Source organism: Ornithinimicrobium tianjinense (assembly GCF_014636495.1).
Classification (GTDB): domain Bacteria; phylum Actinomycetota; class Actinomycetes; order Actinomycetales; family Dermatophilaceae; genus Ornithinicoccus; species Ornithinicoccus tianjinensis.
Genome location: NZ_BMEM01000003.1, coordinates 58099 through 78010 on the forward strand (window position 1 = coordinate 58099; position 19912 = coordinate 78010).

The 19912-nt window shown below is 74.4% G+C and carries 22 protein-coding genes; 11 read left to right on the forward strand and 11 right to left on the reverse strand.

Going from position 1 to position 19912, the window contains the following annotated elements; all coding sequences use genetic code 11:
- Genes uraD through IEV65_RS10095 form a run of 3 tightly spaced genes read right to left on the reverse strand, consistent with a single transcriptional unit; the run spans position 1 to position 2731 of the window.
- On the reverse strand, positions 1-465 hold the full coding sequence (gene uraD, locus IEV65_RS10085) for a 2-oxo-4-hydroxy-4-carboxy-5-ureidoimidazoline decarboxylase (protein WP_188430414.1): 465 nt from the start codon (positions 463-465) through the stop codon (positions 1-3).
- Between the two features lie 35 nt (positions 466-500).
- Positions 501-1421 (reverse strand): factor-independent urate hydroxylase, encoded by a 921-nt coding sequence (gene pucL, locus IEV65_RS10090; RefSeq protein ID WP_188430416.1) that lies wholly within the window; start codon positions 1419-1421, stop codon positions 501-503.
- 53 nt (positions 1422-1474) lie between these two features.
- Positions 1475-2731: a DUF6986 family protein gene (locus IEV65_RS10095; protein ID WP_188430418.1), complete on the reverse strand. Its 1257-nt coding sequence runs from the start codon at positions 2729-2731 to the stop codon at positions 1475-1477.
- 89 nt (positions 2732-2820) lie between these two features.
- On the opposite strand from IEV65_RS10095, the gene IEV65_RS10100 reads away from it, so the two are divergent.
- The gene (locus IEV65_RS10100; protein ID WP_188430420.1) at positions 2821-3183 is read left to right on the forward strand and encodes a DsrE family protein; all 363 of its coding nucleotides are present in this window, start codon (positions 2821-2823) and stop codon (positions 3181-3183) included.
- Positions 3184-3192: 9 nt separating this feature from the next.
- On the opposite strand, the gene IEV65_RS10105 is transcribed toward IEV65_RS10100, so the two are convergent.
- Entirely contained in the window at positions 3193-4377 is a 1185-nt protein-coding gene (locus tag IEV65_RS10105) for a citrate synthase (RefSeq protein WP_188430906.1), read from the reverse strand.
- A 53-nt stretch (positions 4378-4430) separates the two neighbouring features.
- Here IEV65_RS10105 and IEV65_RS10110 point away from each other — a divergent pair, with 53 nt between their 5' ends.
- The gene (locus IEV65_RS10110; RefSeq protein WP_188430422.1) at positions 4431-5576 is read left to right on the forward strand and encodes a citrate/2-methylcitrate synthase; all 1146 of its coding nucleotides are present in this window, start codon (positions 4431-4433) and stop codon (positions 5574-5576) included.
- Between the two features lies 1 nt (position 5577).
- On the opposite strand, the gene IEV65_RS10115 is transcribed toward IEV65_RS10110, so the two are convergent.
- Positions 5578-6561 carry an NAD-dependent epimerase/dehydratase family protein gene (locus IEV65_RS10115; protein ID WP_188430424.1) on the reverse strand — a complete coding sequence of 328 codons (984 nt, stop codon included), beginning with the start codon at positions 6559-6561 and terminating at the stop codon, positions 5578-5580.
- A 141-nt stretch (positions 6562-6702) separates the two neighbouring features.
- Here IEV65_RS10115 and IEV65_RS10120 point away from each other — a divergent pair, with 141 nt between their 5' ends.
- Complete coding sequence (locus tag IEV65_RS10120; protein WP_308642571.1) at positions 6703-7296, forward strand: MmcQ/YjbR family DNA-binding protein; 594 nt, start codon at positions 6703-6705, stop codon at positions 7294-7296.
- On the opposite strand, the gene IEV65_RS10125 is transcribed toward IEV65_RS10120, so the two are convergent.
- Complete coding sequence (locus IEV65_RS10125; protein WP_188430426.1) at positions 7194-8393, reverse strand: NAD(P)/FAD-dependent oxidoreductase; 1200 nt, start codon at positions 8391-8393, stop codon at positions 7194-7196. The two genes, IEV65_RS10120 and IEV65_RS10125, sit on opposite strands and share 103 nt — an antisense overlap.
- A gap of 106 nt (positions 8394-8499) precedes the next feature.
- Between IEV65_RS10125 and IEV65_RS10130 the strand changes: the two genes are divergently transcribed.
- From IEV65_RS10130 to IEV65_RS10150, 5 genes are all read left to right on the forward strand, one after another.
- Positions 8500-9378, forward strand: a complete 879-nt coding sequence (locus IEV65_RS10130) for a GNAT family N-acetyltransferase (RefSeq protein WP_188430428.1) — start codon at positions 8500-8502, stop codon at positions 9376-9378.
- Positions 9379-9412: 34 nt separating this feature from the next.
- Positions 9413-10690: a mycothiol transferase gene (locus tag IEV65_RS15905; protein ID WP_188430430.1), complete on the forward strand. Its 1278-nt coding sequence runs from the start codon at positions 9413-9415 to the stop codon at positions 10688-10690.
- A gap of 5 nt (positions 10691-10695) precedes the next feature.
- Positions 10696-11907: a winged helix DNA-binding domain-containing protein gene (locus tag IEV65_RS10140; RefSeq protein WP_229735166.1), complete on the forward strand. Its 1212-nt coding sequence runs from the start codon at positions 10696-10698 to the stop codon at positions 11905-11907.
- 48 nt (positions 11908-11955) lie between these two features.
- Positions 11956-12969, forward strand: a complete 1014-nt coding sequence (locus IEV65_RS10145) for a phosphotransferase enzyme family protein (protein ID WP_188430432.1) — start codon at positions 11956-11958, stop codon at positions 12967-12969.
- A gap of 82 nt (positions 12970-13051) precedes the next feature.
- On the forward strand, positions 13052-13672 hold the full coding sequence (locus IEV65_RS10150; protein ID WP_188430434.1) for a flavodoxin family protein: 621 nt from the start codon (positions 13052-13054) through the stop codon (positions 13670-13672).
- Between the two features lie 104 nt (positions 13673-13776).
- On the opposite strand, the gene IEV65_RS10155 is transcribed toward IEV65_RS10150, so the two are convergent.
- Both IEV65_RS10155 and IEV65_RS10160 read right to left on the reverse strand, forming a co-directional pair.
- Positions 13777-14853 carry an alpha/beta hydrolase gene (locus tag IEV65_RS10155; protein ID WP_229735168.1) on the reverse strand — a complete coding sequence of 359 codons (1077 nt, stop codon included), beginning with the start codon at positions 14851-14853 and terminating at the stop codon, positions 13777-13779.
- Between the two features lie 9 nt (positions 14854-14862).
- The gene (locus IEV65_RS10160; RefSeq protein WP_188430436.1) at positions 14863-15390 is read right to left on the reverse strand and encodes a putative immunity protein; all 528 of its coding nucleotides are present in this window, start codon (positions 15388-15390) and stop codon (positions 14863-14865) included.
- 67 nt (positions 15391-15457) lie between these two features.
- On the opposite strand from IEV65_RS10160, the gene IEV65_RS10165 reads away from it, so the two are divergent.
- Entirely contained in the window at positions 15458-16057 is a 600-nt protein-coding gene (locus tag IEV65_RS10165) for a dihydrofolate reductase family protein (RefSeq protein ID WP_188430438.1), read from the forward strand.
- Between the two features lie 106 nt (positions 16058-16163).
- Entirely contained in the window at positions 16164-16808 is a 645-nt protein-coding gene (locus tag IEV65_RS10170) for an NAD(P)-dependent oxidoreductase (RefSeq protein ID WP_188430440.1), read from the forward strand.
- Here IEV65_RS10170 and IEV65_RS10175 read toward each other — a convergent pair.
- The 3 genes from IEV65_RS10175 to IEV65_RS10185 are packed head-to-tail and all read right to left on the reverse strand — an operon-like array spanning position 16792 to position 19018.
- Positions 16792-17292 (reverse strand): SRPBCC domain-containing protein, encoded by a 501-nt coding sequence (locus IEV65_RS10175; protein ID WP_188430442.1) that lies wholly within the window; start codon positions 17290-17292, stop codon positions 16792-16794. The genes IEV65_RS10170 and IEV65_RS10175 overlap by 17 nt on opposite strands.
- Before the next feature lie 43 nt (positions 17293-17335).
- The gene (locus IEV65_RS10180) at positions 17336-18418 is read right to left on the reverse strand and encodes a DNA glycosylase AlkZ-like family protein (RefSeq protein WP_229735172.1); all 1083 of its coding nucleotides are present in this window, start codon (positions 18416-18418) and stop codon (positions 17336-17338) included.
- A gap of 27 nt (positions 18419-18445) precedes the next feature.
- Positions 18446-19018 carry a TetR/AcrR family transcriptional regulator gene (locus tag IEV65_RS10185; RefSeq protein WP_188430445.1) on the reverse strand — a complete coding sequence of 191 codons (573 nt, stop codon included), beginning with the start codon at positions 19016-19018 and terminating at the stop codon, positions 18446-18448.
- A gap of 66 nt (positions 19019-19084) precedes the next feature.
- Here IEV65_RS10185 and IEV65_RS10190 point away from each other — a divergent pair, with 66 nt between their 5' ends.
- A complete protein-coding gene (locus IEV65_RS10190; protein ID WP_188430447.1) occupies positions 19085-19855 on the forward strand; it encodes a maleylpyruvate isomerase family mycothiol-dependent enzyme in 771 nt (256 codons plus the stop codon).
- Positions 19856-19912 lie beyond the last annotated feature (57 nt).

The following is a 19912-nucleotide window of genomic DNA, read 5'->3' on the forward strand; positions in this document are numbered from 1 at the left end:
TCAGACCGCCTCCTCGAGCCGCAGCAGCGCGATCTGCCGCAGGTTGTCGACGACCTCGGCACGCTCGGCGTCGTCGTCGTTGCCGAGCCGTCGCTGCAGCTCGGCCAGGATCTCCTCGCCGTCGCGGCCGGCCGCGCGGATGAGGAAGACCCGGTCGAACCTCTGCTCGTATGCCGCGTTGCCGCTGGCCAGGCGCGTCGCCAGGTCCGTGTCGGCGCTGTCCACGCCCGCCTGCTCGCGGCCGGAGGCCTGCTGGTTGTGGCCCGCGCCGGCCCGCTCCCCGATGCGGGGGTGCCCCGCGAGCGCCGCGTCCAGCTCGGCCGCGGTGAGGCTGCGGGCGGCGAGGTCGGCGGTGCGGACCAGGGCCACGCGATCGCCGTACGGACGGCCGGCCAGCACCTCCTCCACCCAGCGGTCGACGTCGAGGCAGCCGCGCAGCAGGGCCCGCGCCTCCTCGTCGGGCATCGTGTCGAAGGGCAGCGCGCCCGTCGCCCCCGGCCTCACACGAACCCCGGGACGGCGGTCCACGCCTCGCCCGCGTCGCCCGCGTCCTCGCGCGCGACGGTGGCCTCGATCAGGCCGTAGGGACGGTCGGCGGCGATGAACACCTCACCGTTGTTCTCGACACCGAAGCGCCCGAGGTCGTAGAGGAAGTGGTGCTTGTTGGGCGCCGAGAAGCGGATCTCCGCGACCTGCGGCTGGGTCTCCAGCACCGCGCGGCCCATCGCGTAGAGCGTCTCCTGCAGGGCCCGGCTGTAGGTCGTCGCGAAGGTCGACAGCAGGGTCGCCCGCACCTCCGCGTAGGCCGCGTCGAGGTCGACACCCTCCGTGCCGGACCACCGCCACCGGGCGGTGAGCGAGGTGGCCATGATGCGGTCGTCGGTCTCCTCGAGCGTGGTGTAGGCGTCCTTGAGGAAGCCGCGGAACTCCGAGCCGGTGGACTTGAGCACCACGAGGTCCTGCAGCCCCGACAGCACCCAGGTGCGCTGCTCCGCCCCGCGCCCCGCCACCGTCACCACGCAGGTGCGGGTCTCGGTGCCCCGCCTCACGAAGCTGTGGTCGTGGCCGTCCGGGCTGCCCTCCACCGCGATCCGGTCCCAGGCCTGCTCCTCGACCCGCACCTGCGCGGCGGTCGCGGCCGGGGCGGCGTCGAGGAAGTGCGAGGCGAGGGCGACGGCATACTCCTCCGGGGAGGAGACCCCGACCTCCTTGGCGTAGGCGAAGGCGGTGTTCTTCTGCGTGTCGGTGGGCAGCACGTCGGCCTGGTCGCCGTCGGTGTGCGCGCGGGAGAAGTCGCCGCGCAGCGAGGTGGAGACGTTGAGGTCGCGGATCTCGTGGCGGGGGGTGTCGCGCACGATCCGCACGACGCGGTTCTCCGCCTTGCCGTACTGGTTGGCGCCGAGCACGATCCCGTCGGTCATGGGCCGAACCTAGGTGCGGGGCGGGAGCCCGTCAAGGTATGCCGTGGGCCGGGTCAGGCGCGGCGGGGCCGCGCCAGCGCCTCGAGCTCGGCGGCGGGGAGACCGACCGCGCGCTCCACCTCCTCGGGGCCCAGAGCACCGCAGTCGAGGCCTCTCACGACGAGGTCGGCGAGGGTCCGGGCGGTCGCCGGCTCGTCCATGACGGTGCCGCCGACCTGGTCGAGGTAGTCGCGCAGGCGCCGGGCGGCCGCCGGGAGGTGCTCGCGGTAGAAGGCGTAGGTGGCGGCGAACCGGCTCGGCAGCTGGGCGGGGTGGAGGTCCCAGCCCTGGTAGTAGCCGCGCTCGAGGGAACGTCGGACCAGCCGCAGGTGCCGCGCCCAGCCGTCGCGGACCTGGCTGTCGGTGCCGACGGGCAGGATGTTGGTCGAGCCGTCGGAGAGGCGGACGCCGGTGCCGGCCGCGGCCGCCTGCATGACGAGCTTGGCGTGGTCGGCGACGGGGTGCTCCATGGACTGGAAGGGGGCGGGTATGCCGCAGAAGGCGGAGTAGTCGTAGGTGCCGTAGTGCAGGCCGCTGGCCCGGCGGTCGCTCGCGTGGATCATCCGGGCGACGAGGGCCGTGCCGTCGGGGCCGAGGACCGACTGCGGGGTCTCGACCTGGATCTCGAAGCGCAGCGTGCGGTCGGGCAGGCCGACCGCGCCCTCGAGCCGCTCGCACACGCGCACCATCGCCGCGACCTGGGCCACGCTGGTGACCTTGGGCAGCGTGACCGCGACCCGGTCGAACGAGCCGCCGGCGGCGTGCAGGCCCTGGACGAAGCGGGTCAGCGTGCGCACGCCCCGGGCTCGCGTCGGGCCCTCGAAGGACCGGAACCGGATGCCCGCGAAGGGTGGGGCCGTGCCGTCGCGCTGGGTCTGCGCCAGGGCGGCGGCGGCCGCGTCGACGTGCGCGTCCTCCTCCACGTCGGGGTGGCGGCCGTAGCCGTCCTCGAGGTCGATGCGCAGGTCCTCGACCGGCTCGCGGTCGAGCTTGGCGGCGACGAGCCCGAGGAGCTGGTCGGCCGGCACGGTCGTGTGGCTGGCGAGCAGCTCGGCGAGGGTGGCCTCGTGCTCGGTCAGGGCCGCCCGGGCCTGCGCGCCCCAGCGCTGCACGAGGTGGGCGTCGTAGACATGTGCGGGGACGTAGACCGTGTGGACCGGTTGACGGGAGGCGGTGTCGCCGGGGAACCGCGAGACCAGGGCCGCGTCGTCCTCCCGGAGCAGCTCGTCGAGCTCGGCGGTGAGGTGGTCTGCGAGCTGGTCGGAGGACATGCCGGGAACTGTAGCCACGAGGCCGCCCCCGCCAGCAGACTGTCCAGGGTCGGACCCCGCCGGGGTCCCCCGGGGACCAGGAGGGTCTCATGAGCAAGGCAGCCATCTCCCTGACGACCGGTCTCGAGGACGCCGAGAAGGTGACGGTCGCCTTCCTGGTCGCCGTCGGTGCCGCCGAGGCCGGCCGCGAGACGTTGATGTTCCTCACCAAGGAGGCCGTCCGCCTGGCGGTCGAGGGCTTCCCGCGAGCGGTCGCCTGCGACGGCTGCCCGCCGCTGTCCGACCTCATGGACCGTTACGCCGCGGCCGGCGGTCGCTACATCGCCTGCGGCGTCTGCGTGAAGGCCAAGGCGATCGACGCGGCGACGCTCCTGCCGAACGCCGAGGTCGCGGGCACCGTGCAGCTGTGGGAGTGGATCGGCGACGAGGGCGCGACGACCTTCTCGTTCTGAGGGCCGCCCTCAGCCGCGCGCGCCGCTGTAGACACCGCGCAGCCGGAAGCGCATGCCCGGCTCCGCGAGCTCCTCGATGGCGTGGGCCGTCCAGCCGGAGGTCCGGGCGCACGCGAAGATCACCGCGCCGGCCCACCGCGGCAGGTCGTAGGCCATGACGAGCAGCGCGAGGGCGGCATCGATATTGACCAGCCAGCCACGGCGCTCGAGGAGCTCGGCCTCGATGTGGCGCAGCGCCCTCAGGGCGTCGCCCGTCGCCTGCTCCTCCAGGAGCGCGATCAGCACCTGGGCGCGCGGGTCCTGCTCGGTGTAGACGACGTGCCCGAAACCGGGCGGTCGGTCCCCGGCCAACGCGGCGTCCAGGGCAGCCTGGGGCGCCTCGGTGGCCCCGCGCAGCCAGTCGACCGCCCGCAGCGAGGCGGTCATGTGCTGCGGGCTGTCGGCGGCGGCGAGCCCGGCGAGCAGCGCGCTGTAGGGATCCGCCCCCGACGACACCGCCACGCGCACGGCGGTCGTCGACACCGCGAGGTCGTGGTCGGCCAGCAGCACGAGCGCGGCGTCGATCAGGGTGGGCGGGCACGGCGCCAGGGGTATGGCGAGCAGCTCGGCCAGGGTGCCCGGCCCGCCCGCCGCCGCCCCTGGCACGGCGAGGGCCATCGCGGTCGCCGCCCGGGCGCCTGCTCGCGCGAACGCCTCGGGACGCCGGTCCTGCCGGCCGACGTCGGTGGCTCCCGCGACCAGCACTGCGTGCTTCATCCGGTCCAGCGGCCCGGTGGCGTCGGGGAGCGCGGCGAGAAGGGGAGCGAGGGCATCGCGGAGCGGGTCGAACGACTCTCGCGACGGCATACCGGGCACGAGGTCCCCGGTGAGGAGGGCACGGACCTCCTCGGCGGAGGCGTGCCCGGCGAGGTCGGTGACGTCCCGCCCCCGGTAGGCCAGCCGTCCCGGGCCGATCTCGGTGATCGCCGTGCGCACGTCATCGCTCGCGGCAGGCCGGCGGCGACGCCCCGAGCGCGCACCCCCGGCGAGCGCCTGCACGTCGGCGAGGGCGAAGAGGCTGCCCGCCGACGGGTCGCGCCGCAGCGGGGTCAGGACGCCCCGGCTGACGTAGGCGTAGACGGTCTGCACCTTCACGCCGAGGTAGTCCGCGACCTGCGCGGACGTGAGCTCGCCCTCCGGCCGGAGACGGCTCATGTTGACTCGATCAACGTTGACACGGTGATCAACCCTAGGTCACGCTCGCTGACATGACCAGCACCCAGATCGTCGCCCCCGCCGGGCTCAAGGACGTCGTCGTCGCGGACACCACCACCGGGGACGTGAGGGGGCGGGAGGGCTTCTACCACTTCCGGCAGTACCCCGCGGTCGAGCTCGCGCGGACACGGTCCTTCGAGGACGTCTGCCACCTCATGCTCGAGGGGACCCTGCCCACGCCGGCGCAGTCGGCGGCGCTGCGGGAGCGCCTCGCCGCCGCGGCCGTGCTCCCGCCCGAGCTGCTGCGGCTGCTCCCCGACGTCGCCCGGTCGGGGCCGGACCGCGCCTCGCTCTCGCGGCTGCGCACCGCGGTCTCGCACCTCGGCGCGCTGGACGGCTTCGCCCCGACGTATGGCGCGCCCGCCGAGCAGGTGCGCGCCGACGTGCTCCGGCTGGTGGCGACCGTGCCTGTGCTCCAGGCCGCGATCCACCGGCTGCGCGCCGGGCTCGATCCGCTGCCGGCGCGACCGGAGCTGGGGGCGGCCGGCAGCTGGCTGTGGATGCTCGGCGGGGAGGAACCGGGCGAGAGGGAAAGGCGGGCGATCACGGCATACCTGACCTCGACGGTGGACCACGGCTTCAGCGCGTCGACCTTCGCCGCGCGGGTGGTGACCTCGGCGGGCTCGGACGTCGCCTCCGCGATCTGCGCGGCGATCGGCACGTTCGCCGGGCCGCTGCACGGCGGCGCCCCCGACCGCGCGCTGGATGCGCTCGACGAGATCGGGTCGGCGGACCGGGCGCGGGAGTGGGTGCGCGAGAAGGTCGCGGCCGGCGAGCGGATCATGGGCTTCGGGCACGCGGTCTACCGGACCATGGACCCCCGTGCGGCGCTGCTGCGGGAGATCGCGGTCGGGATGGGTGGGCCGCTCGTGGACCTCGCGGTCCGGGTCGAGGAGGAGGTCGTGAGCGCGCTGGCCGAGCTCAAGCCCGGGCGGGAGCTGCACACCAACGTCGAGTACTACGCGGGCGTGGTCATGGAGCTGTGCGGGATCCCGCGCGAGATGTTCACGCCGACCTTCGCGACGGCGCGGGTCGTCGGCTGGGGCGCGCACGTCATCGAGCAGACGCAGAGCCCGAAGATCTTCCGGCCGTCCGCACGCTACGTCGGCCCCGAGGCCCCCGCACCCCTGCCGTCCTGACCTACTCCCCCGCCAGCGCGCTGCGCAGCGCCCTCTCTTCCTCGTCCGTGAGCCCGCAGGCCCGCGGCCGGGCCTCGTCCCGGGTCTCTTCGTAGGCCAGCGCCCGCGCCAGGGTCTCCTCCAACGGCCGGGTGACCAGGCCCTCCCGCCGGGCTGCGGAGGTGTCCAGCGTCGAGAACCACCGCATCGTCGGCTCGGCGATCCACAGCGGCAACGACCTCGGACCCATCCACTGGTTGACGCCCTCGCGAGCCAGCACGTCCAACGCCACCGGACGCGCCTCGGCACCGCTGCCGGCGACGCGCCGGGCGGCGTCGACCACCGCGCCGAGCGAGGTCGTGGGGCCGGTCGCGTTGAACGTCCCGTCCACCCGCCGCTCGGCGGCGAGCACGATCCACGCGGCGAGGTCGTCGACGTCGATCAGCGACACCGGCAGCTCAGGATCGTCGGGGACGAGCACGTCAGGACCGGTCGGGTGGGCGAACCGCCAGGGGTAGTAGCCCGTGCGCCCGCTGGCATCACCAGGCCCCCCGATCAGCCCCGCCCGGACCACCGTGGACGTCCCCGGGGCACGGCGGACCGCCACCTCGCACGCGACCTTCGCCGCGCCATACTCCTCCATCCCCGACATGACGTCCGCCTCCAGCGGGTCGACCACGGGGGCCTGCTCGTCCTGCTCGGGCGTGTCGGCGCGCGCGTAGACGTTGGCGGTCGACACCTGGACCCGGTGGGAGGTATGCAGATCGCGCACCGCTCGACGGACGTGCCCGGGCAGGGTCGCGAGGTCGACGACCGCGTCCCAGGGTCGGTCGGACACCGGCGCCAGCGCGCCGTCGTCGTCACGGTCGGCCAGCACCAGGCGGACGCCGTCGGGCACGGGGCCGGACCCGCGGGCCAAGCAGGTGACGTCATGGCCGCGGTCGCGCGCGGCGGTGGCCACGGCATACCCGAGGAAGCGGGTGCCGCCGAGGATGAGGAGCTCCATCGCCCCAGCCTGCCCCCCTTCGCCACCGAACGCGCGGAATGGCTGCGCCGCCGGGGAGCAACCACGTGACGCGCTCGGCGGGGAGCGGGGTCAGCGCTCGCCGCGCGGATCGGCAGGCGCTGACCACGGCATACTCGACAGGTGACCGGCCACCCCCGGATGTTCGAGGACCTCGACCCGCACCTGGCGAGGGTGCGGGAGATCTGCCTGGCGCTGCCGGGGGCGCAGGAGAAGGTCTCGCACGGCCGCCCGACCTTCTTCACCACCAAGGTCTTCGCGACCTACGGCGGCTCGCTGCGGGGTGACCACTACTCACCGGTGGTGCGGCACGCGCTCCTCTTCCTCCCGGACGCCTCCGAGCGGGAGGCGCTGATCGACGACGGACGGTTCTTCGTGCCGGCCTACGTCGGGCCGTCCGGCTGGCTCGGGCTCAGCTTCCACGGGACCTCGCCGTCGGAGGTCGACTGGCAGGAGGTCGCCGAGCTCGTGGAGATGTCTACCGGCTCACCGCGCCGGCCCGGCTGGTGGGCGAGCTCGACCGCACCCGGTCATAGCGCACAGTTCCAGCAAGGATTCGTTGGTCACGACCAACGAATCCTTGCCGTAAGTGTCGGCCATGCCCGGAGGCAGGCTCAGCCCTCCTCGAGCGGCCGGCCGACCGCCTGCCGCAACCCGTCCATCGCGTCCCAGTCGTTGATCTGCATGGCGGCGACGACCGTGCCGTCCTTGACGTAGCGCACCGTCAGCACCCGCCCGGCCACGTCGCCGTCGATGACCGCGCGGTCGTAGCCGTCGGGACCGGGGCTGCCGACGTACTCCATCCCGAGGTCGTACTGATCGGTGTAGAAGTACGGCATCGTCCGGTATGCCGCGTCGTCGCCCAGGATCGCCCGCGCGGCGTGGCGCCCCTGCTGGCGCGCGACGTCCCAGTGCTCGACGCGCACGCGCCGGCCGAGCACGGGATGGTCCTCGGAGGCGATGTCGCCGGCCGCCCAGACGTGCGGATCGCTCGTGCGCAGCGTCTCGTCCACCGCGACGCCGCCGTCCTCCGCGATGGTGAGGCCCGCCTGCTCCGCGAGCCTGACGCGGGGCCGCACGCCGATGCCGACCACGAGCGCGTCGGCGGTGACGGTGCTGCCGTCGCTCAGGCTCGCGACGACCGTGGGCCGACCGTCCTCGTCCGGGCCGTCGGCGAGCGACTCCACCGTGGTGGACAGGCGCAGGTCCACCCCGTGCTCGCGGTGCAGGTCAGCGAAGAGCCGCCCCATCTCCGGTCCCAGCACGCGGCCGAGCGGCAGCTCGGCCGGCTCGACCACCGTGACCTCGACCTCGTGCTGCCGGGCCGCGGCCGCGACCTCGAGCCCGATCCACCCGGCGCCGATCACGAGCAGGCGTCGGGCGTGCCCGCCGCCCTCCCACAGCGCGGCGATGGCCTCGGAGTCCTCCACGGTCCGCAGGTAGCTCATGGGCACGCTGAGCCCCTCGGCGTCGGGCAGGTGCCGCGGCTCGGAGCCGGTCGCGAGCAGGAGCGCGTCGTAGTGCAGCTCCTCACCCCCGTCGAGCGTGACCATCTGGCGTCCGAGGTCCAATGCGACCGCCTCGGAGCCGAGGCGCAGGGAGACCCGGCGCTCGTCATACCAGGCCCGGTCGTGGACCTCGGCGTCCGCCGGGGAGCTCTTGCCCAGGAGCACGTCCTTGGACAGCGGGGGGCGCTCGTAGGGCAGGTGCTCCTCCGCACCCACCAGGGTGATCTCGCCGGTGTGGCCCGCCTTGCGCAGCTCCTCGACGGCGCGCGCGCCCGCGAGCCCTCCACCGACCACGACGACGTGCATGACGACCTCCTCGATCGCGACCCGCCGGCCGGGCCGGACTCTCCCATCTCACACCTGGGTGTCGTCGCGGGTCCACCGTCTTACCCCGCTGGGAGAAGGTGGTCGTATGACGATCACGAAGCACACCCCGGGCACCGAGGAGCTGCCGACCGTCCTCGCCGCGCTGCGTGGGTGGCAGGGCGACCAGGCCCCCGCCGCGCTCCATCCCGGGGACGTGGGGTGGTTCTGGCGGTTCGGCGAGCGCACGGTGGCGGCGTCCGTGCGGCTGTGGCGGCGGGACGACCAGATCCTCGCGGTCGGGCTGGTCGACGGCGCGCGTCTGCTGCGCGTCAACGTCGCCCCCGACGTCTTCGCCGACGAGGAGCTGGCGCAGGCGGTCGCGGTCGACGCCGCGGACCCCGGCCGGGGCCTGCTGCCCGAGGGCGAGGCGACCGTCGACGCACCGAGCGGCTCGGCGGTGTCAGCCGCGCTGCGGGCGGACGGCTGGTCCGAGGGCGAGAGGTGGACTCCGCTGCGCAGGGACCTCGGCGGGCCCGTGGAGGACCCGGAGGTCGCCGTGACCGTCACCGTCGTGCGGCCGGACCGGCCGGGGGACGTGGCTGACCGGGTGGCGGTCCAGCGGTCGGCCTTCGCGCGGTCGACCTTCACCGAGGAGCGCTGGCACCTGATGGCGGCCGGCCCTGCCTACGACTCCGCCCGCTGCCTGCTCGCCCGCGACCCCTCCGGTGCTGCGGTGGCGGCCATCACCGTGTGGTCGGCGGGGCCAGGACTCCCCGGCCTCGTCGAGCCGATGGGCGTCCACCCGGACCACCGGGGTCGGGGCTACGGGCGCGCGATCACCCTGGCCGGTGCGGCCGCGCTCCGCGAGCTCGGCTCCTCCAGCGCCCTCGTCTGCGCGGAGAGCAGCAACGCCGCCGCGGTCGCCACCTACGCCGCTGCCGGCTGCGTCCCGCAGCCCGAGATCGTCGACCTGTGCCGCGGCTGACCCGCATGTCGGTGTGCCGTGACAGGGTGAGCCCATGAGCAAGGACCACTTCGACGCGCGGGCCGCGACCTATGACGACCCTGCCAAGGAGGGGGTCGCCGACGAGGTGGCGCGGGGCATCGTCGCCGCGGGCGCGGCGGTCCCGGGCCAGGACGGCGGCCTCCGCCTCCTGGAGTATGGCGCGGGCACGGGCCTGGTCACGCAGGCGCTGAGCAGGCGGGTCCAGGGCGTCTCCGCCACGCTCGTCGACAGCTCGGCCGGAATGCGCGAGGTCATGCAGGCCAAGATCGCGGCCGGCACGCTGCCCGCGGACAGCCGCGTCGTCGACCTCGACCTCGAGCACGAGGAGCCTCCGGCGGACCGCTACGACCTCGTCGTGGCCTCCCTCGTGCTGCACCACGTCCACGACCTCGACCGGGTGCTGACCGGCCTCCTCTCGCTGCTCGACGAGGGCGGTCACCTGTGCGTCGCCGACCTGGACAGCGAGGACGGCTCCTTCCACGCCTCCGTGCACGACTTCGACGGCCACCACGGCTTCGATCGCCACACGCTCGCCGAGCGGATGCGCGCCGTGGGCCTGACCGAGGTGAGCGTCGCGGACTGCACCTCGATCGAGAAGGAGGGAGCGGCATACCCGGTCTTCCTGGCGACGGGACGGCGCGTGGCGATGACCTCCGACGAGGCGGCCGGACCGGCCCGGCCGGAGCTGGACGACCTCAAGGGCTGGCTGCTGCGCTACCTGCAGAGCGCCCGGGACGCGCTGCTGTGGAAGCTCGAGGGCCTGTCGGAGTACGACCTTCGCCGACCGCTCACCCCGACCGGCACCAACCTGCTCGGCCTGGTCAAGCACCTGGCCAGCGTCGAGCTGGGCTATCTGGGCGACAGCTTCGGCCGACCGAGCGGCATCCCGCTGCCGTGGTACGACGACGACGCCGAGGCCAACGCCGACCTGTGGGCGACCGCGGACGAGACCAGCGAGGAGATCATCGACTTCTACCGTCGCGCCTGGGCGCACGGCGACGCCACCGTCGCGGCCCTGGACCTCGACGCGCGCGGCCAGGTGCCGTGGTGGGGCGAGCACTCGGAGGTCTCGCTGGGGCAGATCCTCGTCCACCTGACGACCGAGACCCACCGGCACGCCGGGCACGCCGACATCGTCCGTGAGCTCATCGACGGCCAGGCCGGTCTGCGGCCGGGCGTGAGCAACCTGCCCGAGCAGAGCGTCGAGGCCTGGGCCGCCCACCGCGAGCGCGTCGAGGGTGCCGCGCGGGCGGCCGGCCACGCGGAGACGCTGCCGCCCGAGCAGGTCTGACCCGGGTGGGCGCCAGTTCCTCGCCGGTGCGCCACGTCGACGACGAGGAGCGGCGGGCCCGGATCGCGGTCCGGCACGCCCTGCACCCGGCGCACCGGGTCGTCGGCACCCTCGCCGCCACCCGGGCGATGACGGTCCTGCACGCGACCGAGGCCGCCAGCGTGCATCTCGCGGTGGCCGCCCGCACCGACGGCACCACGCCCGCCGACGTCGAAGGCGCCCTCTACGACGACCGGCCCGTGGTCAAGCAGCTGGCGATGCGGCGGACCCTCTTCGTCTTCACGCGCGACCTGCTGCCGGCCGCCCTGGGCAGCGCGTCGGCGCGGGTCGCCGTCGAGCAGCGCCGTCTCGTCGCCCGCGACGCAGCGCTCCACGGCGCCGGTGACGACGGCGAGGCGTGGCTGGACGCCGCGCGCAGGGCGGTCCTCGCCCGACTGGCGGACGGGTCGGCCCACTCCGCGCGCGACCTGCGCGAGCAGCTGCCCGAGCTGGCCGGGACCTACACGGTCAGCCCGGACAAGAGCTACGGCGGCACCACCCACCTCGCGCCGCGGGTGCTGACCACTCTCGGCGCCGACGGCCTGATCGTGCGCGGCCCCAACGCCGGGCACTGGCGCATCAACAGACCCACCTGGGCGCTCAGCTCGGTCTGGCTCGGCGAGCGGGTGGAGCCGCTCACCTCCCGGGAAGGGTATGCCGAGCTCGTGCGCCGCTGGCTGCGCACCTTCGGGCCGGGCACCGTCGAGGACGTGCAGTGGTGGCTCGGCTCCACCAAGACGGCCGTCCGGACCGCCCTCGCCGACGTCGACGCGGTGGCCGTCAGCCTCGACGGCGGCGGCACCGGGTGGCTGCTGCCCGACGATGCCGAGCCCGTCGCCGCACCGGGGCCGTGGGCCGCCCTCCTGCCGGTGCTCGACCCCACGACCATGGGCTGGCGCGGGCGCGACTTCTACCTCGAGCCGGCGAACACGCCATACCTCTTCGACAGCAACGGCAACGGCGGGACGACCGCCTGGTGGAACGGCCGCGTGGTCGGCGCCTGGGTGCAGGACGCCGACGCCCGGGTGCGTGTCCTGCCCCTGCCGGGCACCCGTCTCCCCCGCGTCGCGCGGGACGCGCTCGCCACCGAGGCCGACCGGCTCACCGCGTGGCTCGACGGGGTGGTGGTGAGCACCATCTACCGCTCGCAGCTCATGCGGTCCGCCGGTCCCGCCTGACGGGAAATCCGCAGGCGCCGCGCGGGTCGGGTCACCTACTGTTCCTGCGTGAGCACGATCCCCGGGACCGACTACGCCGACCTGACCGACGACGAGCAGGCGGAGGCGCTGCGCCCCGTGGCCCTCGACGCGGCCGCCGCCTTCGGTCTCGAGCCCGAGCGCCTCGACCTCCTCACCCACGCCTACAACACGACCTTCGCCCTGGCGACCCCCACGGGCGAGCGCTACGCGCTGAGGGTCAACACCAACTCCTCCAGCTCCGCCGAGGAGATCGTCACCCAGCAGCTGTGGCAGCTGGCCATCGCCGAGCAGACCCCGGTGCGGGTGGCGGTGCCGCGGGCCACGACCGACGGCGCCTGGTCCGCCCGGGTCGCGTCGCGGGCGCTCGGCCGCGAGACGCTGGTGACCTGCGCGTCGTGGCTGGAGGGGCCGGACGCCGACGACCTCACCCCCGAGATCGGCCGGGCGCTGGGGCGGGCGATGGCGCAGCTGCACGAGCACGCCCGGTCCCTCGACCTGCCGAGGCTCGCCCACCTGCGCACCTTCGTCGAGCCCCTCCTCGGCGACGAGGACCGCATCACCGGCGAGGCCGGTCTCGACGCCGAGCAGCGGGAGGTCGTCGCCGAGGCCATGGCCCGGACGACCGCCGCCTTCGCCCGCGACCACGCCGCCGGGCCGGTCATCCCGCTGCACGCCGACCTCCACGGCGCCAACCTCAAGTGGCACGACGGGTGCCTCGCCGTCTTCGACTTCGACGACTGCGGCCTCGGCACGCCGGCCTACGACCTGTCGGTGACCACCTTCTACCTCCGCCGCGGGGACGGCGCCACCGAGGAGTCGGTCCGGGCGGGGTATGCCGAGGTCGCTCCCCTCCCGCACGCCGCGGGCGACGACTTCGAGGCGATGGTCGCCTCGCGTCAGCTCCTGCTCGGCAACGACCTGCTGGGCAGCAGCACGGCCGCCCTCCGCGCCCAGTCGCAGACCTACCTGGTCAGGTCGGTGGACCGGCTCCGGCACTGGCTGGAGACGGGGCACTTCTCGCTGACGCCTCCCGCCCGCTGACGGAGGGGGGTGGGGTCGAGCTCGCGCGGCGGCCCGGGCGGTCCGACCTGCGGGGGGCACGGCGACGGCATACCGTGCCTGGATGGCTGACCACGGCAGCGACCTGACCGCGCTCGTCCTCACCTGCACGCTGAGTCCCTCGCCGACGGAGTCCAGCACCGAGAAGCTCGGGCAGCAGGTGCTCGACGCGCTGGCCACGCACGGCGTGTCCGGCAGCCAGGTCCGCGTGGTCGACCACGACGTGCGACCCGGGGTGGAGCTGGACATGGGTGAGGGTGACGAGTGGCCGTCCATCCGCGAGAAGGTCATGGCCGCCGACATCCTGGTGCTCGCGACGCCGACGTGGATGGGACAGCACTCCAGCGTGGCCCAGCGGGTGCTGGAGCGGCTGGACGCCGAGCTGTCGGAGACCGACGACGAGGGCCGGCTGCTGACGTTCGGCAAGGTGGCGATCGCGGTCGTCGTCGGCAACGAGGACGGTGCCCACCACATCACGGCGATCCTCTACCAGGCGCTCAACGACGTCGGCTTCACCATCCCGGCGCAGGGCGGCACCTACTGGAACGGCGAGGCCATGCACACGGTCGACTTCAAGGACCTGGACGAGACGCCGGAGCAGACGGACTCGGCGACCGCCACCGCGGCGGCCAACGCGGCCCACCTGGCCCGGCTGCTGCGTGGCGAGGGCTACCCCGCCGTCTGAGGTGGCGGCGGCGCACTGACCTCCAGGGGCCAGACAAGGTTCTGCACCAGATGCACCGTCGTCGGGCTGGTCCCAGGTGCAGAATCTTGTCCTGCCCCGGACGATCAGCTCGGGCGGGGCGCCAGACCTCGGCCCACCGCCGCCACCAAGCTGTCGCGGAAGGCCGCGGCAGGACGGATGCCCCGCACCATGTCGGCGGCGTGCGGCATCCCGGGCACGGTCACGAGCTCGACCGGCACGCCGGCCGCCTCGAGCCGACGCGCGTAGTCGACGTCCTCGTCGAGGAAGAGGTCGGCCTCCCCCACGCCGACCCAGGCGGGTGCCAGGCCGGCGAGGTCAGCGCGGCGGGCGGGCGCGGCATACGGGCGAGCCTCGTCCTCGCGCACCGGGTGGCCGAGGTACCAGGCCCAGGCGTCCCGGTTCTTCTCCGGCGTCCAGGCGATCGCGCCGCGGGTGCCGTGGTCGTCGCGCAGCGCGGTGCGGTCGTCGAGCATCGGGTAGACCAGCCCCTGGAACGCCAGCGGCAGCCCCCGGTCGTGGGCCATCTGGGCGACCGTCGCGGCGAGGCCGCCACCGGCGCTCGCGCCCGCGACCCCGACGCGCCCCGGGTCGACGCCCAGCTCCTGCGCGTGGGCGTGGACCCAGGCGAGCGCGGCGTAGCAGTCGTCGGGACCCGCCGGGAATGGGTGCTCCGGGGCGAGCCGGTAGTCGACGCTGACGACGAGCAGCCCGAGCTCGGTCGCCAGCCGGTTGCACAGCGCATGGTCGACCCAGGCCGCGCCCAGGATCATGCCGCCGCCGTGGATCCACACCAGCGCGCCCGAGGGAGCGGTGCGCCCGGGCGGGTCGTAGACGACGACCGGCACGTCCGCCGCGCCTGCCGCGCCCGCCGTGCCCGGCACGGTCGTGGGCCGGCCCAGGCCGGGGCGTGCCAGGCCCGCCGCCAGCCGCTCCCCGAGCGTGCCGCGACGGGGCGGAGCCGGGTCGTAGGGGCGGTGCAGCAGGTACCACACCGGGCTGCGGAACTCCGCCGGCACGGTCCCCATCGCCGGCCGCAGGTCGGCGGCCCGGCGGACCAGACGGCCCAGGGCGAGGGCTCCCGCCGCGGTCGCGGTGGCACCGACGGCGAGGCCCACCCCTCGGGCGGTGCTGGCTGGTCGTCGGGTGCGTGCGAGGTTCACGCGGCGAGGCTACGGGACGTCCGGCACCGCGTCGCCGAAGACTCCCCAGCAGATCGCGTCGCGCCGCGCCTGGTCCTCGAGCACCAGGTCGCGCACCGCGGCGGGGAGCCGGTCGCGCTGCCGGTCCCGCTCGCGCCGGCCCGCCTCCGGGTCCTGCGGGTATGCCGCGCTCCTCGCCTTGATCGCGTAGGCCGCGGCGCCCAGGTCGTGCTCGGCGACGTGAGGGACGCACGCGGCCTGGCCCGCGGCATACGCAGCGAAACGGGGCGCCCCGCGGAGGGGACGGGCCGCGCCCATCGCGTGACCGCCGGCCGCGCGGGAGGCCATCATGGCCACCTCGTCCCGCACCCAGCCGCGCACCGCCGCGATGGCCTCGCGGGGTCCCCGGTCGTGCGGTGCCTCGCGCTCGAAGAGGTCGAGGACGTGCTCGGCGCAGTCGGCGGCCCACAGCGCGAGGAGGCGGTGGTGGTCGTCGGTGAGGGTCCCGCCGCGGCGGACGGTGACCAGGCGCGGGTCGCGGACCTCCGGGAGGATCACAGCGACCATCCTGCACCCGGATCTCAGGGCACCGATGAGTCCGCGCGACCACGCGTGTCTGTCCACCATGGCCGTCACCGCAGACATGTCCGTGTCCCTCGACCTCGTCGCGAGCGGGGAGGATCAGTCGCTGGAGCACCCGTTCGGCAGCCGGATCGGGCAGGCGCAGGCGATCCACGCCTGGATGTTCGACCATCCGGAGGAGAACGCGGCGGAGATCGCCGCCATCACTGCGGCGGGTGCGTTCATCATGGGGCGCAACATGTTCGACCCCGGCCGCGGCGACTGGGACCTCGACTGGCGCGGCTGGTGGGGCGAGGACCCGCCCTACCACGCCCCCGTCTTCGTGCTGTGCTCCCGACCGCGCGAGCCGCTGGTCATGTCCGGCGGGACGACCTTCCACTTCGTCACGGACGGGATCGAGGCGGCGCTCGAGCGGGCCCGCGACGCCGCGGGGGACCGGGACGTCTCGGTGGCGGGAGGGCCAGGGACGCTCAACGCCTTCCTGCGGGCGGGGCTGCTCGACGAGCTGCGGCTGCACATCGCGCCGTTGACCTACGGGGAGGGGCTGCGGGTCTTCGACGGCGTGCCGGACCTGCGCCTGGTGCCGGTGTCGAGCCGCACCACGCCGCACGTGACTCACGTGACCTGGCGGCGGGCGGGCTGACGGCGCCGGGGGCTGACGGTGGCGGGGGCTGACGGTGCCCGGACGGTGACGGCGCCCGGCCCAGTGCTATGATTGACGTATCACCTATCTCTGCGAAAGGCCCACCATGGCACGCATCGTCATCTTCGGCGGCACCGGCTACTCCGGCGGCAACATCGCCCGTGAGGCCGTGAGCCGCGGCCACGAGGTCGTCTCCTACAGCCGCAACGCCCCGGCCGAGCCGATCGAGGGCGTGGAGTACCGCACCGGCTCGATGGCCGACCCGGCCGTCGTCGAGGCCGCCGCCGAGGGCGCGGACCAGCTCGTCGTCGCCCTGCACGCGGTCGACGTCGACGGCGCCCCGATGGTCGAGCGCACCCCGGCGCTGGTCGAGGCCGCCCGCCGCCACGGCGCCCGCCTGTCCTTCGTCGGCGGCGCCGGCTCCTCCCTCGTCGCCGAGGGCGGCCCCCGCCTCCTCGACCAGCCGGACTTCCTGGACGACTGGAAGCCCGAGGCGACCGCCCACGCGAAGGTGCTCGACGCGCTGCGCGAGGCGCCGGAGGACCTGGAGTGGTTCTACGTGAGCCCGGCCGCGCTCTACGGGTCGTTCGCGCCCGGCGAGACGACGGGCGCCTACCGCACGGGCGGTGACGTCCTCGTCACCCAGGAGGACGGCTCCTCAGAGATCTCCGGGACCGACCTGGCCAAGGCCTACGTCGACGAGATCGAGTCCGGCGCGCACCCGCGCCAGCGCTTCACCGTCGGCCACTGACCCGGCCGGGGTGGGCGTAGAGCTCCGTCAGGGTCGCCGTGAGGTTCCAGTACTCGAGCCACGGCAGCGGGTGCCCCGCGAGCGAGGCCTCCAGGTAGGTCAGGTGCGCCAGCCAGCCCGGCACGTAGGACGGCGTCAGCTCGCCGAGGCTCCGGTGGGCCAGCGTCAGCAGGATCTCGTCGGCGGCGCCCACCCGGGTGAGCTCGAGGGTGAGCGCGGACTCCTGCTCGTCCGGGAACTCCCAGCTCATGGCTAGGCGCTCCTCGGGCACCATCTCGGCGACGATGCTGGTGCACAGGTAGCCGCCACCGTGGTCGACGACGATCGTGCCGCCGGGGTTCAGGTCGCCCTGCACCACCTTGCCGAGCCACTGCGGGAGCTTGTCGCGGTCCGCGAGGTGGGCCCACACGCTGGCGGCGCTGGCGTGCAGCGTCCAGCCGATCGTCAGGTCGGACGGGGTCACGGTCAGGTCGGCGAGAGGCACCCTCTCGTTCTATCGCACGCCGCTCCGCGGCGGTCGGCCGGGTTCAGGCGAGCAGCCGCTCCAGCCGCGCGACCTCGCGGGCCAGGTTGTCCGCCGGCAGCCTGCCGACCCAGCTGGTGACCTCGACCTGCCCCGCCCGGGCGGTCCATGTCCCCGCCACCAAGCCGTCCAGCAGGACGAGGTCAGCTCCGCGGGTCACGGCCGGTCGGCGTGCGGGAGGCACCACGTGCGGGTCCGCCGTCCCGGGCCCGAGCACCCACTGGTCCAGGCCCGGCAGCAGCCGCACGGCACCCGCCGGTCGCGCCGCGGCGAGCGCGTCGGCGTGCTCGGCCGGGACCAGGGCCTCCTCGCCGTCCACCTCGAGCCGCACCAGACCGTCGAGCGCCCCGAGCCAGCGCTCGATGCGCCGTCGGCCCGCGCCGAGCCCGTCGCCGAGCCAGTGCTGCACGTGCGCCGCAGTCGCCGGTCCGTAGGCGGACAGGTAGGCGGACACCGCCCGCGGGCCAGCCTCCTCCAGGGCGGGTATGCCGGGCCAGCCCGGGTTCGCGTCGAGCCGCTGCAGCGTGGGGCGGCCGTCCCGCGAGGGGCCGAAGCACACGTCGCCCTGCCAGAAGAACGGCTTGAGGAAGGTGCCGACGGTGGAGAGCGGGCCACGCAGGTGGGCGAACCGTGAGCGCTCCGCGACCCGCTCCCCCAGGTCCTCGGGCGTGAGCGGCCCCTCGGCCAGGGCGTCGCGCACGACGGCCCGCAGCGACGGCCACTCCTCCGGCTCCAGCCCGTAGTGGCTGGTCCAGCTGCGGCGCTCCCACATCCGCCCGGCCGCCCGCAGCGCCAGGTGGTCGGCCGCGAGCGCCGGGGTCATGAGGTGCGTCGCGCCCCGGAAGGTGAAGACCTTGACCAGCCGCCCGTCGGCGAGGGGCTCGGCCAGGACGCCCGGGGCGGGCGCGGAGGGTGAGGCGCACGCCATACGCAACCGGACCGCGAGGTCCGCGTCGCCGGTCCAGGCCGGGACGGCGATCAGCCGCGCGACGACGTCCTCGGCCGTGCGAGCGGCGGACCCGTCGCCGCTGCCGAGCAGGTGACGATCCAGCCGCCAGGTCAGGGCCGAGGCCCACGTCGTCCGCACCAGCCCCACGGTAGGGAACGCGGTGGGCTACCGCACCTGGGCGCTGGCGAACATCTCGACCGCGTCGTCGAGCAGACGTCGCCACCGCTCGCCACCGGGCTCGTTGCTGACCTGCTGGGTGACCAGGCCCGACATCAGCGCGGTCCACAGGTCCAGCGCCGCGGGATCGGTGATGCCGATCTGCTCGAACGCCTCCCGCACGCGCTCGACCACCTGGACGGACGCGGCATACGCCTCGGGCGAGGGGGTGAAGCCGGGGATCACGCGCCAGAACATCAGCTGCAGCCGGGCGGGATTGTCCGTGGCGAAGTCGAAGAACGTCCCGGCGATGGCGCGCAGGCGGGCGCGGGGGTCGTCGGGCAGGTCGGCACTGGTGCCGGCGTCGAGCAGCGCCTCGTAGGAGTGCCGGAACATCGCGTCGTAGATGTGGTCCTTGGCCGCGAAGTAGACGTAGAGCGACGGGGCCCGCATGCCGACCGCCGCGGCGAGCTCGCGCAGCGACCACCCCGTCAGACCCTTCTCGGTGCTCAGCGCCCACGCCACGCTGAGGATCTCCTCGCGCGTGGCCTGGTGGCGCTCGGTGCGGGAGGACGTGGACACGCAGCGATCCTAACAATGTTCGGGACAGTTCTGGCGCCGGTGCCCTAACGGCGTTAGGCTGAGCGCATGACCGTCGCCGCGAGCATCACCCAGGTCGTTCCGATCACCCGCCGCTCGGACGCGGCCGCTGTCGCGACGCGCGCCTACGAGGACCTTGTCGCGCTGCTGGAGAGCCTCGACGACGAGGACTGGCTCGCGCCGACGGAGTGCCCGGGGTGGAGCGTGTCGGACATGGTGGGTCACCTGATCGGCAACGCCCGCTCGGGCGCGTCGACGCGGGAGATGCTCCGTCAGAACCTGTATGGCGTGCGGCACGCCCGGGAGCACGACGGCAACCCGATGGACGCCTACAACGCCCTGCAGGTCGCTGAGCACGCCGGGCTCCGCCCCGCCGAGCGGGTCGCCACCCTGCGCGACCTCCTCCCGGCGGCCGTGGACGGTCGGATGCGCACGCCCCGCGTCCTGCGCGCCGTGTCGGCACCGGTGAAGAACAACGGGTCGATGGTCCTCGGCATGCCGAAGCGGATCAACATCGGCCACCTCGTCGACGTGATCCTCAGCCGCGACGTCTTCATGCACCGGGTGGACATCAGCCGGGCGGTCGGTCGGAACCTGGTGCCCACCGACAACGACCGCCGCCTCGTCGAGGACGCGGTCAAGGAGTGGGCCGGTCGTCACGGGCAACCGGTGGAGGTCGACCTCACCGGCCCGGCCGGCGGGACCTTTGTCCAGGGCTCAGGCGGCCCCCGCATCGAGATGGACGCCGTCGAGTTCTGCCGGGTCCTGTCCGGCCGCGCCCCCGGCCAGGGCCTGCTGGCGACGAAAATCTTCTTCTAGCCGCACCGGACAGGCGTTAGTGCCACCCCCACCGGCAGAACACACCGGCCAACAACG